Raw genomic sequence first — 15,255 nt, 5'->3', positions numbered from 1 at the left:
GCCCAGGGCCGGCTCGCCGCAGCCTGGCGCGCCCGTCATCAGGCGTCAGACCATCGAACCTTGCTCGGCGCTCTGCTACCGGACCCGGTCCGGGACGCTCAGCGTGCCGCGCTGACGTATGAGGGTGACGAGCGTCGTCAGGCTCAGGCGCCGCTCGCCGAAGCGCTCGGCCTGGCCCAGATGTTCCTTGCCTACCAACCTGCCGCCGAGTTGCTGTGGCGCGTGGCTGACCGCGCGATGGTGGCGGCGCAGGAGTCGGGAGATCCGGAGGCGTTGGCCTGCGCGGGATGGTTCCTGTGCCAGGTTCACCGGGACGCCGGGGACTGGGACACCGGTATGGCGGTGACGCTCGACGTGGTCTCGGCGCTCAAACCCCGAACGACCGACGCGAACCCGAACCTGCTCGCTCTCTGGGGCGCCCTGAACTTTGAAGCTGCCTATACCGCCGCTCGGGCCGGTGAGGAGGGCCGCGCCTGGCGGTACTGGGACCGTGCGAACCGGGTGGCGCAGCGACTGCCGGAGACCTTCTACCAGCCGCAGACTTCGTTCTCGCGGGCCATCATGGGCCCCCACGCCGTGACCGTCGCCGTCGAGCTTCAGAAGTCCGGTGAGGCGGTGCGACAGGCCAATCGCCTTAACCCGGCGGCGATCCCATCGAAGCCGCGACGTGCCCGGCACCTGATCGAGGTTGCCCGCGGCCACTACGGCAAGGGCGGTGTGGATTGGCCTGGTCGCCGCGTCCCTCTCAACTCGGGGGCGAGACAGCGTGCCCCTGTGACTGACGAGGGAGATCCGGTGCGCCGCCTCTCGTACGAGGAGTACCTGCTCGCCGCCGCCATGACCCTCGCGCGGCGGCATCGGCCGGTCTGGTGCTGGAGGCGATGGCGGCGGGTCTGCCGCTGCGGAGCCGACCTGCCGTGTCATGCCCGGCACCGGATCCCGATCAACCGAGGCCGCTGGCCGGGGGAGCGAGAGCACCGAACGACCGCCAGGAGCAGACGATCCTCGCGGTGCACGTCCGAGGACTCGACGGCATGTGCGCTGGTCGCCGCGCGTGGTGGTCGCGGCTGGCTCCGTACCCGTGCTGGCAGGTGAACTGGGCGACCAGCCGGCAGGCCCGAACGGTCACCGCGCGCTTCCTTCGAGGCCAAAAGTGACCACCCACGGCCCAGTCATGCCGATCGACACCGGACCCCGCATGGACGGCTTCATCTCGGATGGGCTCGTCGGCCACCTCGTTTGGGCTGACTATCGAGCCCGAGGTCGTAGTGTCCGCGGCGGATCACTTGTGCGGTCTGGTCGGTCCGGAGCCCGCGCATCGGGCGTAACCGGTGCTTGAGCTGGCTGTGATCGGCCTCGATCGGATTGTTCGCGTGCCCCTCGACGTGGTGCCAGGCCGAGGGGATCAGGTCGTCGAGCACGGCGGGGTAGACCGGGGCGGCGTCGGTGACGACCTCGCTGGGCGTCACCTTCAGCATCCGCAGCGCCCGCTGGAAGAACCGCCGGGCCGCGGCGGCATCACGGCGGGACGAGACGAGCACGTCGATGACCTGCCCGTGCTGGTCGACCGCCCGGTAGACGTACCGCCAGTCCCCGTTGATCTTCACGTAGTCTCGTCGACGAACCAACGGTCACCCGGGGAGTGGCGAGCGAACCCGGGTGGCGTCGGCCAGCAACGGGGTGAACCGTTGCACCCACCGAACGTTCCAGTAGGCTGACCGGGCGGCAGGCCTTTAGGGTCTTTGAACGACAGGGTCCGGTGGCCGAGCGGGGGACAGGTCATGAGGCGACCGACGATCAACGATGTGGCCGCCGACTGCGGCGTGTCGAAGGCGACCGTGTCCCTGGTGCTGCGGGACAGCCCCCAGATCGGGAAGGCGACCAAACAGCGGGTACGCGAGTCGATGGCGCGCCTGGGGTACGTGTACAACCGCCGGGCCGCCGACATGCGCACCGACAGGTCGCGCACCCTGGGGCTCGTCGCCACCGATGTGCGCAATCCGTACTTCGCCGAGCTGATGATGGCCATCGAGGAGGCGGCGTCCAAGGCGGGGTACACCCTGCTGCAGGGGTTCAGCCGGGATGAGGCGCCGCGGCAGCGCCAGCTCCTGGAGGCCATGGTCGAGCACCGCATCGACGGGCTCGTCCTGCTGCCGGCGCACGGCTCTCGACCCGAGGACCTGCTCGAGACCCTGGGAGCCGCTAGCCTTCCGCACGTTCTGATCACCCGCTCGATCCGGGGCTACGAGTCCGACTACGTCGGCGCGGACAATGTCCGGTCGGGCCAGCTCGTCGGCGAGCATCTGAGCTCCCTCGGCGTCTCCACCGTGGCGTTCCTGGGTGGGGCCAAGGGGTCCTCCTCGCGAAACGACCGCGTCAAGGGCCTGCGGTCGGGGCTGCGCCGCGGGGGCGTGACGCTGCCGCCGGAGCTGTCGTTGTCCGCCACGCGGGGGGAAGGTGGCGCTTCGGTGCTGGACGGGCTGCTCGCACGGGGGAAGTGCCCGGACGCGATCGTCGCGTACAACGACATGTACGCCTTCGGCATCCTGAACGGCCTGCGCAGCCGAGGCATCATCCCCGGCCGCGACGTGGCCGTGAGCAGCTTTGACGACGTCCCTGACGCCGTCCACCAGGAGCCGCCCTTGACCAGTGCGGCAGGCCATCCCGAGCTAGTGGGCGCGGAGGCGACACGGCTTCTGCTGGAGCGCTTCGAGGATCATGACCGTTTGCCGCAGACGGTGCTCATCGATGCCGAGCTGCCCCTCCGCACGTCGACGACGGCATGGGCAGCTCGGCCCGTGGCGCGGCGACCGACTGAGTGATCGGGCCTGGCTCGCGTCGCCGGGATGCCCGCCTGAACGACGTCTTTCTCGTGCACCCACCCCCGGCGTCTGCGGAGCTGATGCCTGACTACCCGAGGTGAGACGACTCGGGCTGCCCGTCTCTGCACGACGTGAGCGGCGCCTGACCGTCTGAGCGGCGGGCGGGGGGCGCGGCGGTAGCAGAAATCGGCCAACAGGTTATTGACAACGGGGGTGTCCCTCGTCACTCTTACTGGAACGTTCTACTAGAACGTTTTAGTGGCCCCGCCGGGAGGAGGGAACCGTTGAAGCGCCCCACGATAAACGACGTGGCTGCGGCGAGCGGCGTCTCCCGGGCGACTGTCTCCCTGGTCCTGCGCGACAGCTCGCAGATCAGCTCGCCGACCAAGGAGCGGGTCCGGGCCGCGATGGCCAGGCTCGGGTACGTGTACAACCGGCGGGCCGCCGACATGCGTAACCGGAAGTCACGGACGCTGGGCCTGGTCGTGACGACCGTACGCAATCCGTACTTTGCCGAGCTCACCATGTCGATCGAGCAGGAGGCCCACCAGGCCGGCTACACCCTGCTTCAGGGCTACAGCCTCGACGAGGTCGCCCGTCAGCGCAGGCTGCTGGAGAGCATGTCCGAGCACCGCATCGACGGCCTGATGCTCATCCCGGCCAGCGGCAGCCCGACCGAGGACATCCATGAAACCGTGGCGGCCGCCGGCATTCCGCACGTCCTCATCGCCCGCTCCATCCCCGGCCATGAGGCCGACTATGTGGGCCCCGACAACATCCGGTCCGGCGAGCTCGTCGGCCGCCACCTGGCCACGCTGAAGGTGGCCTCCGTCGCGTTCCTGGGCGGCCCGCCCGTCTCCACTGCCCGCAGCGAGCGGCTGGACGGCCTGACGTCAGGTCTGCGGGCGGGGGGCGGCGAGGTGTCCTACGACGTGGCCGCCTCGGCGGCCGGCGGACAGGGAGGCTCCGAGCTCGTCTCCGCGCTGCTGTCGGCCGGCGCCGTCCCGGACGCGATCGTCGCCTACAACGACATGTACGCCTTCGGCATCCTCAACGGCCTGCGCGCCCACGGCGTGGAACCCGGGCGCGGCATCGCCGTAGCGAGCTTCGACGACGTACCCGACGCTGCCGCCCAGGAGCCGGCCCTGACCAGCGTCGCTGGTTTCCCCGAGCAGGTCGGGGCAAGGGCGGCCCGCCTGCTGCTGGCTCGGCTGCAAGACCCGGCCCGGGCGTCGCGGCGCGTTCTCGTCACCCCGCGGCTGGTGGTGCGCGAGTCGACCACGTTGTGGACAGCTTCCGTCTCCGAAGCGGAAAGGAACGCCTCATGACCTCCTCAATCCTGCGCTGGGCCCTGATTGGTGCGAGTGACATCGCCGCCACCCGGATGGTGCCGGCGATGCGCGCCCTGGGTCACCGCGTCGTAGGTGTCGCCAGCAACTCGGCCGAGCGCGCCGCCGCCTACGCCGCCGCCAACGACCTTCCGTACGCGACCACCGACGTCGACGCCCTCGTTGGTCGGGACGACATCGACGCGGTGTACGTCTCGAGCACCAACGAGCAGCATCGCCGGCACGTCGAGGCCGTGGTGCGGGCCGGCAAGCACATCCTGTGCGAGAAGCCGCTGGCCACCTCCATGGAGGACGCCACCGCCATGGTCGATGCGGCGGCCCGCGCCGGTGTCCTGCTGGCGGTCAACCACCACCTCCCCGGGGCCGACACGCACCGCGAGATCCGCCGCCTGGTCCGCTCGGGCGCGGTGGGCCGGCCGCTGGCGGTGCGCGTGTTCCACGCCGTGGCGCTGCCGCCGCGGCTGCAGGGGTGGCGACTGGGCGGGGGCCCCGGCGCCGGCGTGATCCTCGACATCACCTGCCACGACGCGTCCGTGGTGAACCCGCTGCTGGATGGCGTGGCCATCGACGCCGTCGCCATGTCCGCGCAGCAGGGCCCGTGGGGCGCGCAGAGCGAGGACGCGGTGGTGGCAGCCATCCGCTTCGCCGACGACGTGCTGGTGCAGACCCACGACGCGTTCACGGTCCCCTTCGCACCCACCGGCCTGGAAGTGCACGGAGAGGAGGGGAGCATCGTCGCCACCGACGTGATGACCCAGGACCCGATCGGCCGGATCACCCTGCGCGACCGGGCCGGAACCCGCGATATCGAGCTGGGCGATCGGCGCGACCTGTACCAGATCTTGCTGGACGCGTTCGCCGCAGCCGTGCGCGGCGAGGGCGTGCCGACCGCCACCGGACAGGACGGCCTGGCCGCGCTCGCGGTCGCCCATGCCGTGCTCCGGTCCACCCGAACGGGGCAGCGTGAAGCCGTCCGCTGACCGCCGCTCCCGATAGCCCCTTGAGGAAATTCGATGCGTGAAGTCCCCGTAGTCACCGCCCGCGCCGCGGCCGCCCTGATCCCGGACGGCGCCACCGTGACCGTCTCCTCTTCGTCGGCCCTGGGCTGCCCCGACACCGTCCTGCACGGAATCGGCGAGCGGTTCGCCGAGGAGGGCGCGCCGGCCGGCCTGACCACGGTCCATCCCATCGCCGCCGGCGACATGTACGGGGTGGCCGGCATCGACCACATCGCCCGTCCGGGCCTGCTGTCCCGGGTCATCGCCGGCTCCTACCCCAGCGGCCCGTCCTCGCAGCAGCCGCCCCGCGTCTGGCAGATGATCGAGCGCGACGAGGTCGAGGCGTACAACCTGCCCTCGGGCGTCATCTTTCAGATGCACCGGGCCGGCGCGGCCGGGCAGCCCGGGGTGCTCACCCACGTCGGGCTGGAGACGTTCGTCGACCCGCGTCAGGACGGCGGGCGGATGAACCAGCGCACCGTGGCCGACCTGGTCGAGCTGATGAACTTCCGCGGCCAGAACTGGCTGTTCTTCCCCTCGGTCCGCCCCGACGTGGCCATCATCCGAGCCACCACCGCCGACCCGCAGGGCAACCTGACCTTCGAGGAGGAGGGCTCCGCCCTCGGCGCCCTCGACCAGGCGTACGCGGCGCACAACAACGGCGGCATCGTCATCGCCCAGGTCAAGAAGCTGGCCCCGGCCGCCACCCAGGATCCGCACCTGGTCCGGGTCCCCGGCATCCTGGTGGACGCGATCGTTGTCGACGAGAACCAGTGGCAGACCACGCAGACCCCCTACGACCCGGCGATCAGCGGCCAGGTCCGGCGCTCGCTCGACGTGATCGAGCCGGCCCCGTGGGGCCTGGAAAAGGTGATCGCCCGCCGGGCGGCCCTGGAACTGCACCAGCACGACATCGTCAACCTCGGCTTCGGCATCTCAGCGCTGGTGCCGCGGATCCTGGTAGAGGAGCGCCTGGCCGAGGAGGTCACCTGGGTCATCGAACAGGGCGCTGTCGGCGGCGTGCCGCTCACCGGTTTCGCCTTCGGCTGTGCGCTGAACCCGCAGGCGCTCATGCCCAGCATCGACCAGTTCACCCTGCTGCAGGGGGCCGGGTTCCACCGGGCGATGCTCTCCTTCCTGGAAGTCGACCGCGAGGGCAACGTCAACGTCCACCACCTGCCCGGTCGACGCCACGTCACCGCCGGCGTCGGCGGATTCGCCGACATCACCTCCCGAGCGCGCGCCATCGTTTTCAGCGGTGGGTTCACCGCCGGCAAGCGCCGAATCGGGATCGACGGCGGTCGGCTGGACATCGAGCAGGACGGAGCGATCCCGAAGTTCGTGGAGAAGGTAGGCGCCGTCACCTTCTCCGGACGGCGGGCCCTCGAGCAGGGCCAGCAGGTGCTGTACGTGACCGAGCGCTGCGTGATCGAGCTGCGGCCCGAAGGCCTGACCGTCGTCGAGATCGCCCCGGGCGTCGACCTGTCCGCGGACGTGCTCGCCAGGGCCGCCTTCCCGTTGCGGGTCGCCGATGACCTGCGCCCGATGGACCGCCGGATCTTCGACCCCGCCCCCCTCGGGCTGGTCCTGAAACCAACCCAGCCCCTCAGCTCCGCCGGGAGCACGGGCGCCAACACGCTGACGGCCCAGGGAGCCAACGCATGAGCGCCGCCACCTCCACCTACGGCGAGGTCACGTTGAGCATCGACGGGCCGGTCGCCACCCTGACCCTGCGCCGCGCCGCCAAGCTCAACGCCCTCACCCCCGAGATGCTGGAGGCGCTCGGCGGCCACCTGGCCACCGTCGCCGGCAGCGACGCCCGCGTCGTGGTCTTGCGCGGCGAGGGCCCGAAGGCGTTCTGCGTCGGCGCCGACATCACCCGGTTCGAGGGTTTGACCCCGGTGCAGATGCTGGCCTGGACCGGTCTGGGCCACCAGGTCTTCGACGCGCTGGCCGCGCTGCGCCAGCCGACCGTGGCGGTCGTGCACTCCCTGGCCTTCGGCGGCGGGCTCGAGCTGGCCCTCGCCTGCGACCTGCGCGTCGCGGCCGCCACCGCCCGGCTGGGCCTGCCCGAGGTCGGCCTCGGCACCGTGCCCGGCTGGGGCGGCACCGAACGGCTGACCGAACTGGTGGGGCGGGCCCGGGCCAAGGACGTCGTGCTGGCCAGACGCACCGTCGACGGGCCCACCGCCGAGGCATGGGGCCTGGTGAACACCTGCGTCAGCGCCGAGGACCTCGATCCCGCGGTGGACGACCTGGTGAGCCGCCTGGCGGCCGGCGCTCCGGTGGCCGTGACCCTGGCCAAGCAGCTCATCGACGCCGCCGCGGACGGAGCACCCGCCCGCATCCTCGAACGTTTCGCCGGCGCGGTGACCAGCGCCACCGAGGACCTCGCCACCGGCATCGCCGGCTTCCGCACCGGTACACCGCCCCAGTTCGCCGGCCGTTAAGGACCAGGAGTGACCGTGACACTCACCGACATCGCCATCTCCGACAACCGGCTCATCCTGGACGGCCAGGAGGTCGACTCCGTCAGCGGGGAGACCTTTGAGCGCACCTCTCCGGCCCATGACGTCGTCGTCGCCCGCTACGCCAAGGGTGGCGCCGATGACGTGGCCCGGGGCGTGACCGCCGCGCGCCGCGCGTTCGACGCCGGCCCATGGCCAAGGCGGGCAGGCGTGGAGCGGTCCCGGGTGCTGCGCCGCGTCGCCGACCTCATCCGTCGCGACCGTGATCAGCTCGCCCGGATCGAGGCGCTGGAGTCCGGCAAGCCGATCACCCAGGCGTACGACGAGGTCGACGCCTCCGCCGAGCTGTGGGACTACGCGGCCACACTGGCCCGCCACTCCTACGGCGACGCCCACAACGACCTCGGCCCGGACGTGCTGGCGATGGTCGTCAACGAACCGCTCGGGGTCGTCTCGATCATCACTCCGTGGAACTTCCCGCTCCTGATCGTCAGCCAGAAGCTCCCCTTCGCCCTTGCCGTGGGCTGCACCGCGGTCGTGAAGCCGAGCGAGCTCACTCCCGGCACCACGGTTCACCTGGCCCGGCTCATCATCGAGGCCGGCGCCGACGAGGGCGTCGTCAACGTCGTCACCGGCAGCGGAGGCGTGGGCTCGGCGATGAGCGCGCACCCGGACGTGGACATGATCTCCTTCACCGGATCGACCGAGGTCGGCCGTAAGGTCGCCGCCGCCGGCGGGCAGCTGCTCAAGCGGATCGAGCTCGAACTCGGCGGCAAGAACCCGCAGATCATCTGCGCCGACTCCGACCTCGACGCCGCCGCCGACGCCGTCGTCTTCGGCGTGTACTTCAACGCCGGCGAGTGCTGCAACTCCGGCAGCAGGGTGCTGGTGCAGCGCAGCATCGCCGACGACTTCGTCGCCGAGGTCGTCAACCGGGCCCGCCGGGTCCCGGTCGGCGACCCGCTGGACCCGGCCACCAAGGTCGGCGCCATCGTCAGCGACGAGCAGCTGGCCGTCATCGAGCGGTACGTCTCCGAGGGCCGGAGCGGCGACGCGGAGCTGCTCCTGGGCGGCGACCGCCTCGCCTCCGACAACGGGCGGTTCTACCAGCCGACCGTGTTCGCCAACGTCCGGCCCGAGATGTCCATCGCCCGCGAGGAGATCTTCGGACCGGTGCTGTCGGTACTGACCTTCGAGACTCTGGACGAGGCCGTCGGCATCGCCAACTCCACGATGTACGGGCTGTCGGCCGGCATCTGGACCAGGGACATCAATGCCGCCCTGTCGGCCTCCCGGGCCCTGCGCGCCGGCACCGTCTGGGTCAACCGCTGGATGGACGGGTACCCCGAGCTCCCCTTCGGCGGCTACAACGCCAGCGGCGAAGGGCGTGAGCTTGGCCGGCAGGCGATCGGTTCCTTCACCCAGACCAAGACGATCCAGCTTCAGGTCGGCGATCGCACCACCCGGTGGGTCCCCGCGGCGCACCACCTCGGAGGCCTGTCATGACATACCGCATCCTGCCCACCGCGCTCCCGCTGGTGATCCCGTCCGGGCTGGAGGTGCCCGATGGCTACGCGGAGGGATCCAAGCGCGCCTGGAGCACCGCGGAAGACAAGGTGACCGCCCTCGTGCGCAAGCACCCGGACCGGTTCCCGCTCTACACCACCGGTGGCCACTGGCAGGTCGAGGGCGACGCGTGGACCAACTGGTGCGAGGGGTTCCTCGGTGGCCAGCTGTGGATGCTCGCCGAGCGTACCGGGCGGCCGGACCTGCGCGAGCTGGCCGAGCACTACTCGCGGCTCATCGAGGAGCGCAAGTACGACCGGACCGTCCACGACCTGGGATTCCTGTTCTGGTCGACCTGGCGGCGTTGGTATGAGGCGACCGGCTCGGAGGAACTCAACGAGACGGTGGTGCAGGCCGGGCGCACCATGTCGTTGCGTTTCAACGAAAAGGGACGCTACCTGCGCAGCTTCCTGGCGGCGGACAGCCTGTTCATCGACATCATGATGAACGTCGGGATCATCTTCTACGCCGCGCAGCAGACCGGTGACGAGGACCTGGCCCGGATCGCGTACGAGCACTGCCTCACCACCCGACGCACCCTTGTGCGCGGTGACGGCAGCGCCTCCCACGAGGGCATCTTCGACCTGGAGACCGGTGCCTTCCTGCGCCAGACCACGCAGCAGGGCTTTTCAGACGACGGTTCCTGGGCCCGCGGACAGGGCTGGGCGATGTACGGCTTCGGCACCGCCTACCGGCACACCGGCGACCGGCGCTTCCTGCGCACCGCCCAGGACTGCGCCGACTTCTACATCGAACGCACCGGGGCGGCGCTCGTACCCCCGAACGACTGGCAGGAGCGCAACCCGGTCCACCCGTTCGAAAGCTCTGCCGCCGCCATCGCCGCAGGTGGCATGTGGCAGTTGGCGGGCCTCATCGAGGACGAGACCCGGGCGCGCGGCTACGCCAACTACGCGCTGCGCATCCTGACCCGGCTGTGCGAACCCGACTTCCTCTCCTACGGAGACCCCGCATGGGAGGGCGTGCTCCAACACGGCAGCTATCACGAAGGCAAGGGCCTCGGCGTGGACGAGTCCGTGATGTGGGGCGACTACTGGTTCCTCGACGCGCTGGACGGCGTGGACCGACACCTGGCCGACCTGCGCGATCACAACTGAATGTCACGCTGCCGCACCTGTGCGGCGTGGCCGTCTCATCACACCCACCTGATGGGCAGAACCCGTCCCGTTCAAGGAGAAAGTGCTGTGAAGCGCACCCGCAATATCACGTTGGCCTTGATGGCCGGCGGACTCACTCTCGCCCTCGCCGCCTGCGGTGGCTCCAGCGCCCCCGGCGCCAGCGCCAGCGGCGGATCCGACACCAAGAACCTGGAGGTCTTCTCCTGGTGGACCTCCGGTTCTGAAAGCGCCGCGCTCAAGGCCATGTTCGACGGCTACAGCAAGGCCAACCCGGGGATCAACGTCGTCAACGGCGCGGTCGCCGGCGGTGGCGGCAGCAACGCCCAGGCCGTGCTGCAGACCCGCCTGCAGGGCGGCAACCCGCCGGACATCTGGCAGACCCACCCCGGTGCGGCCATCAAGCAGTACATCGACGGCGGCCTCGTCGGCGACGCCTCCAGCGTCTACACCAGCGAGGTGAAGGCCGCGATCCCGAAGGACCTCGTCGACGCCATCTCCGCAGACGGCAAGCAGTACGGTGTGTCGGCCGGCGCGCACCGCGGCAACGTCCTGTGGTTCAACAAGCAGGTGTTGGAAAAGGCCGGCGTGGCGGTCCCCGGCCCGAGCGGGTACGGCACCGAGGCGTTCCTCGCCGACCTGGCGAAGCTGAAGTCCGCCGGCGTCGTCCCGTTGTGCCTCGGCGGCAAGGACACCTTCGCCATCGCGGAGCTGTTCGAGAACACGCTCCTGGGCTCGCTCGGCGCCGACGCGTGGAAGCAGTTGACCACCGGCGGCGCCAAGTGGGACAGCGACAAGGTCAAGGCAGCCGCGGCCAACACCGCCAAGATGCTGCAGTACGCCGATCCAGACGCCAGCGCCCTGTCGTGGGACCAGGCCACCAAGAAGCTCGCCGCCGGCTCCTGCGCGTTCGAAAGCATGGGTGACTGGGCCTACGGCGAACTGGTCAAGGACGGGGCGCAGCCGGGGACCGCCTTCGGCTACACCAACCACCCCGGTACCGACGGCACCTTCATCGCTGTCGTGGACACCATGGTGATGGCCAAGAACGCCAAGAACCCCACGCAGGCCGAGAAGTTCCTCGAAGCGGTGGCCTCCAAGGAGGTCCAGATCGCCTTCAACAAGGAGAAGGGGTCGGTGCCGCTGCGCACGGACGTCGACGTCTCGTCGCTGTCGGCGTACCAGCAGCAGGCCGCCAAGTCCTTCGCCAGTGACGCGATCGTGCAGTCGGTCGTGCACGGCGAGGCGATGAACCCGCAGTTCGGACAGGCGCTGTTCGACGCGGTCACCCAGTTCACGCAGAGCAAGGACGTGAACGGCTTCACCCAGGCGCTCGCGAACGCCGCGCAGTCCTAGGACATGAGCTAGCCCAACAGCCGATCGGGACGGGTGGTCCCTGCCCGCAGCGGCCACCCGTCCCGACGAGGAGACGTCAATGGCAACCACAACCGCGCCAGCGCCCACGTCGGCGCCGGCCCGTACCCGGAAGGGTCGACAGCCGTCCCGGTTCTGGATCAACCACGGCTTTCAACTGGCCGTGCTGGTGCCGACGCTCGGCTTTGTCGCAATCTTCGTCTACGGATTCATCGGATACTCCATCCGGGTCTCCCTGTCCAAGTGGACGGGGCTCACGCCGGACCTCGAGGTGAAGAAGCCGGCCGGCAGCACCTACACCGACCTGCTGTCGCAGGTGCGGTTCCAGACCGACCTTCGCAACATCGTCATCTTCACCGTCCTCTTCCTGGTACTGGCGGTGGTTGTCGGGATGGTCCTGGCGCTGCTCGTGCACAACGCCCTTGCCGGCCGCCCCGCCTTCCGCAGCATCTTCCTCTTCCCGTACGCACTGTCGTTCATTGTGACCGGTGTCGTCTGGCGATGGATCTTCACTCCCTCGGCTGGCGCCAACCTGATCCTGCAGGGGTTGGGCATCCAGGCGAAGCCAAAATGGATCACCGATCCGACGGTGGTCGGTGACGTGTCGGCTTCGCTGAAGGACGTGATCCCGTTCGGCTCGGCGATCCAGACCAAGCTCGGCATCCCGCTGGCCATCATCCCGGTCGTGATCGCCGCCGCATGGCAACTGGGCGGGTTCGCGATGGCCAACTTCCTCGCTGCGCTCGCCGGCATCCCGGAGGAACTCAAGGAGGCGGCGGCCCTGGACGGTGCCAGCACCTTTCAGTACCACAGGCACATTGTGTTCCGCCTGCTCCGGCCGATGGTCGTGGTCGTGCTCATCCTGTTGACCCACGTCAGCCTGAAGTCGTTCGACCTGGTCTACGCGATGGTCGGGCAGGGGCCTGGCTTCGCCACCGACGTCCCCGGCATCTTCGTCTTCGACCAGACCTTCCGAGCGCTGCGCTACAACACCGGTGCCGCGGCGTCCGTCGTGATGCTCGTGCTCGTGAGCCTGGTGATGGTGCCTTACCTCTACCGCAGCACGAAGGGCGCGAAGCGATGACCACGACCACCAACGCCACCGCGACCGCGCCTGCTGCGCCGGTACGGCGCCGCCCCTGGCGTCCGGGGGGTCAACCCGTCACGGTGGGCCGGGTCCTGGGGCTGGTCGCCCTGGTCGCGCTGGCGGTGCTGTTCCTCGCGCCCGTGTACATCATGGTGATGGCCGGACTGAAGTCCGGCGCCCAAGCGGACGCTCCGCACATGTGGGAACTGCCCAAGAAGATCGACTTCGAGGGCCTGACCACCGCGTGGGCGGCCCTGGGGCCCAACTTCCGCAACAGCCTGCTCGTTGTCCTCCCGGCCACGGTGGTCAGCTCGCTGCTGGGAGCCCTGGTCGGGTACGTGTTCGCCAAGCTGCCCTTCCGGCTCAGCAACCTGGCGTTCGGCCTGATGCTGATGGGGATGTTCATCCCGTACCAGGTGATTCTGGTGCCGATGGTCCGGTTCCTCGTCACGATCCACCTGTACGGCAGCCTGGTGGGTCTGGGCCTGGTACACGTCGTGTACGGCATCCCGATCGCGGCGCTGATCTTCCGTAACTACTTCGCCGGCCTGCCGCACGAGATCATCGAAGCCGGTCAGGTGGACGGCGCCTCGCACTGGCTGATCTTCCGGAAGGTGATGCTCCCGCTGGCGTTGCCCGCGTTCGTGGTCTGCGGCATCTTCCAGTTCACCAACCAGTGGAACGACTTCCTGTTCGGGATCACGGTGGTTCCCGACCCGACCAAGCAGCCGATCACCGTTGCGCTGAACAACCTGTCCGGGAACTTCTCCGTGCAGTGGAACACCGTCATGGCCGGCGCACTGCTCGCGGCGATCCCCACCGCCCTCGTGTACATGACGCTCGGCAAGTTCTTCGTCCGCGGTCTGACCGCGGGATCGGTGAAGTGACATGAGCTCGTACCCGTTGGTCAGCCCCGACCACGCCGACGAGATCACGTGCGACATCGCGATCATCGGATCGGGCATGGGAGGGGGAACCCTGGCCTGGGCGCTCCGGGACAGCGGCGCCGATGTGCTGCTCGTCGAACGCGGCGACCATCTGCCCCGCGAGGAGCAGAACTGGTCGGTCGAGGAGGTCTTCGCCAAGGGGCGGTACAAGAACGCCGAACCGTGGATCGACGAGTCCACGGGCGCCGAGTTCCTCCCCGGGGTGCACTACTACGTTGGTGGCAACACCAAGGTGTACGGCGCCTGCCTGCCGCGCTTCCGCGAGAAGGACTTCACCGCGCTGGAGCACGCCGACGGCACCTCCCCGGCGTGGCCAGTGACGTACGCGGAGATGGAGCCGCACTACCTGGCCGCGGAGCGGCTGTTCGGTGTGCACGGCAGCCCGGGTGGCGACCCGACCGAGCCGTGGCGCTCCGGGGACTATCCGTACCCGGCGCTGGAGCATGAGCCGGCCATGGCGGACCTCGCGGCGCGACTCGGCGCGCAGGGGTTGAACCCGTTCCTGATGCCAACAGGCGTCGACCGACGCGAGGGAGGCGGCTGTATCCGCTGCCGCACCTGCGACGGGTTCCCGTGCAAGGTCGAGGCGAAGAGCGACGCCGAGACCCGTGCGGTGCGCCCCGCCACGGAGGCCGGCGTGCGCCTGCTGACGCGCACCCGCGTGCGGCGTCTGGAGACGAGCGGGGACGGACGCCGGGTGGTGGCCGCTGTCGCCGAGGTCGACGGCGGCACGGTGCGCATCACGGCGGATCGGTTCGTCCTGGCCGCCAGCGCGGTGAACACCGCGGCGCTGCTGCTGGCGTCCGGCGAGGACGGGCGGGGCCTGGCCAACGGCTCTGGTCTGGTGGGCCGGCGGTACATGGTGCACAACACCACCTTCCTGGTGGCCGTCGACCCGCGGCGGCGCAACGACGTGGTGTTCCAGAAGACACTGGGCATCAACGACTGGTACCTGTCGGGGCGACACACCGAGCTCCCGTTGGGAAACCTGCAGATGCTGGGCAAGCTGCGGGCGTCGATGATCAAGGCGGCCCGCCCCCAGGTGCCGCTGCCGATCCTGCGCTACCTGACCGACCACAGCGTGGACATCTATCTGACCACAGAGGACCTGCCCGACCCGGAGAACCAGGTGGTGCTCCGCGACGACGGCCGACTCGGCGTGCGGTGGCGGGCCAACAATCTGGCCCCGCACGCGGAGTTGGTGAAAAGGGTCGGCGCCGTGATGCGCGCGGCCGGCTACCCGTTGGTCTTCTCCGAGCGGATGAACATCGCGACCAGCTCCCACCAGTGCGGGACTGCCGTGATGGGCACCGACCCTGCCACCAGCGTGGTAGATCCGACCGGCCGGACGCACGACCTGGACAACCTGTGGATCACCGACAGTTCGGTCTTCCCCTCCTCGACCGCCCTCAACCCTGCCCTGACGATCGCCGCGAACGCCCTCCGCGTGGCGAGCCTGGGCGCCCTGACCAGCTGACGCGAGACGTACAGCACCGGACGGTGCGGGCGGT

At 69.7% G+C, this 15,255-nt stretch carries 11 protein-coding genes and 4 pseudogenes; 14 read left to right on the top strand and 1 reads right to left on the bottom strand.

What is annotated here, in order from left to right:
- Window positions 1–9: 9 nt before the first annotated feature.
- Window positions 10–723, top strand: a pseudogene (locus OG799_RS17785) (XRE family transcriptional regulator); the annotation flags it as partial.
- A 74-nt stretch (window positions 724–797) separates the two neighbouring features.
- Window positions 798–1,157 (top strand): annotated as a pseudogene (locus OG799_RS17780) (hypothetical protein); the annotation flags it as partial.
- Window positions 1,158–1,208: 51 nt separating this feature from the next.
- Here OG799_RS17780 and OG799_RS17775 read toward each other — a convergent pair.
- A pseudogene (locus OG799_RS17775) lies at window positions 1,209–1,700 on the bottom strand (IS6 family transposase); the annotation flags it as partial.
- An 81-nt stretch (window positions 1,701–1,781) separates the two neighbouring features.
- Between OG799_RS17775 and OG799_RS17770 the strand changes: the two are divergent.
- The 12 genes and pseudogenes from OG799_RS17770 to OG799_RS17715 all read left to right on the top strand — a co-directional run bounded on the left by OG799_RS17770 (window position 1,782) and on the right by OG799_RS17715 (window position 15,221).
- Window positions 1,782–2,822: a LacI family DNA-binding transcriptional regulator gene (locus OG799_RS17770; RefSeq protein WP_406046144.1), complete on the top strand. Its 1,041-nt coding sequence runs from the start codon at window positions 1,782–1,784 to the stop codon at window positions 2,820–2,822.
- 308 nt (window positions 2,823–3,130) lie between these two features.
- Window positions 3,131–3,241: pseudogene (locus OG799_RS17765) on the top strand (LacI family DNA-binding transcriptional regulator); the annotation flags it as partial.
- 6 nt (window positions 3,242–3,247) lie between these two features.
- Window positions 3,248–4,150 carry a substrate-binding domain-containing protein gene (locus OG799_RS17760; RefSeq protein WP_406046314.1) on the top strand — a complete coding sequence of 301 codons (903 nt, stop codon included), beginning with the start codon at window positions 3,248–3,250 and terminating at the stop codon, window positions 4,148–4,150.
- Window positions 4,147–5,151, top strand: a complete 1,005-nt coding sequence (locus OG799_RS17755; protein ID WP_406046143.1) for a Gfo/Idh/MocA family protein — start codon at window positions 4,147–4,149, stop codon at window positions 5,149–5,151. The genes OG799_RS17760 and OG799_RS17755 overlap by 4 nt, the downstream gene beginning before the upstream one ends.
- 33 nt (window positions 5,152–5,184) lie before the next feature.
- Window positions 5,185–6,834 carry an acyl CoA:acetate/3-ketoacid CoA transferase gene (locus OG799_RS17750; protein ID WP_406046142.1) on the top strand — a complete coding sequence of 550 codons (1,650 nt, stop codon included), beginning with the start codon at window positions 5,185–5,187 and terminating at the stop codon, window positions 6,832–6,834.
- Window positions 6,831–7,619, top strand: a complete 789-nt coding sequence (locus tag OG799_RS17745) for an enoyl-CoA hydratase/isomerase family protein (RefSeq protein WP_406046141.1) — start codon at window positions 6,831–6,833, stop codon at window positions 7,617–7,619. Before OG799_RS17750 ends, OG799_RS17745 begins: the two co-directional genes overlap by 4 nt.
- 9 nt (window positions 7,620–7,628) lie before the next feature.
- A complete protein-coding gene (locus OG799_RS17740; protein ID WP_406046140.1) occupies window positions 7,629–9,143 on the top strand; it encodes an aldehyde dehydrogenase family protein in 1,515 nt (504 codons plus the stop codon).
- A complete protein-coding gene (locus OG799_RS17735; protein ID WP_406046139.1) occupies window positions 9,140–10,318 on the top strand; it encodes a glycoside hydrolase family 88 protein in 1,179 nt (392 codons plus the stop codon). The genes OG799_RS17740 and OG799_RS17735 overlap by 4 nt, the downstream gene beginning before the upstream one ends.
- Window positions 10,319–10,438: 120 nt before the next feature.
- Window positions 10,439–11,692: an ABC transporter substrate-binding protein gene (locus OG799_RS17730; protein WP_406046138.1), complete on the top strand. Its 1,254-nt coding sequence runs from the start codon at window positions 10,439–10,441 to the stop codon at window positions 11,690–11,692.
- 181 nt (window positions 11,693–11,873) lie between these two features.
- Window positions 11,874–12,794: a carbohydrate ABC transporter permease gene (locus OG799_RS17725; RefSeq protein ID WP_406046137.1), complete on the top strand. Its 921-nt coding sequence runs from the start codon at window positions 11,874–11,876 to the stop codon at window positions 12,792–12,794.
- On the top strand, window positions 12,791–13,684 hold the full coding sequence (locus tag OG799_RS17720; RefSeq protein ID WP_406046136.1) for a carbohydrate ABC transporter permease: 894 nt from the start codon (window positions 12,791–12,793) through the stop codon (window positions 13,682–13,684). Before OG799_RS17725 ends, OG799_RS17720 begins: the two co-directional genes overlap by 4 nt.
- A 1-nt stretch (window position 13,685) precedes the next feature.
- A complete protein-coding gene (locus OG799_RS17715; protein WP_406046135.1) occupies window positions 13,686–15,221 on the top strand; it encodes a GMC oxidoreductase in 1,536 nt (511 codons plus the stop codon).
- Window positions 15,222–15,255 lie beyond the last annotated feature (34 nt).

Origin of the sequence: Micromonospora sp. NBC_00898, assembly GCF_045207895.1 — a bacterium.
In the GTDB taxonomy this organism is placed as follows: Bacteria; Actinomycetota; Actinomycetes; order Mycobacteriales; family Micromonosporaceae; genus Micromonospora.
This window is presented reverse-complemented; position numbering and strand designations above follow the sequence as displayed.

Coding starts and splice junctions, on each gene's coding strand:
- OG799_RS17770 (WP_406046144.1), top strand. CDS start 1,782: ATGAGGCGACCGACGATCAACGATGTGGCCGCCGACTGCGGCGTGTCG.
- OG799_RS17755 (WP_406046143.1), top strand. CDS start 4,147: ATGACCTCCTCAATCCTGCGCTGGGCCCTGATTGGTGCGAGTGACATC.
- OG799_RS17750 (WP_406046142.1), top strand. CDS start 5,185: ATGCGTGAAGTCCCCGTAGTCACCGCCCGCGCCGCGGCCGCCCTGATC.
- OG799_RS17745 (WP_406046141.1), top strand. CDS start 6,831: ATGAGCGCCGCCACCTCCACCTACGGCGAGGTCACGTTGAGCATCGAC.
- OG799_RS17735 (WP_406046139.1), top strand. CDS start 9,140: ATGACATACCGCATCCTGCCCACCGCGCTCCCGCTGGTGATCCCGTCC.
- OG799_RS17730 (WP_406046138.1), top strand. CDS start 10,439: ATGGCCGGCGGACTCACTCTCGCCCTCGCCGCCTGCGGTGGCTCCAGC.
- OG799_RS17720 (WP_406046136.1), top strand. CDS start 12,791: ATGACCACGACCACCAACGCCACCGCGACCGCGCCTGCTGCGCCGGTA.
- OG799_RS17715 (WP_406046135.1), top strand. CDS start 13,686: ATGAGCTCGTACCCGTTGGTCAGCCCCGACCACGCCGACGAGATCACG.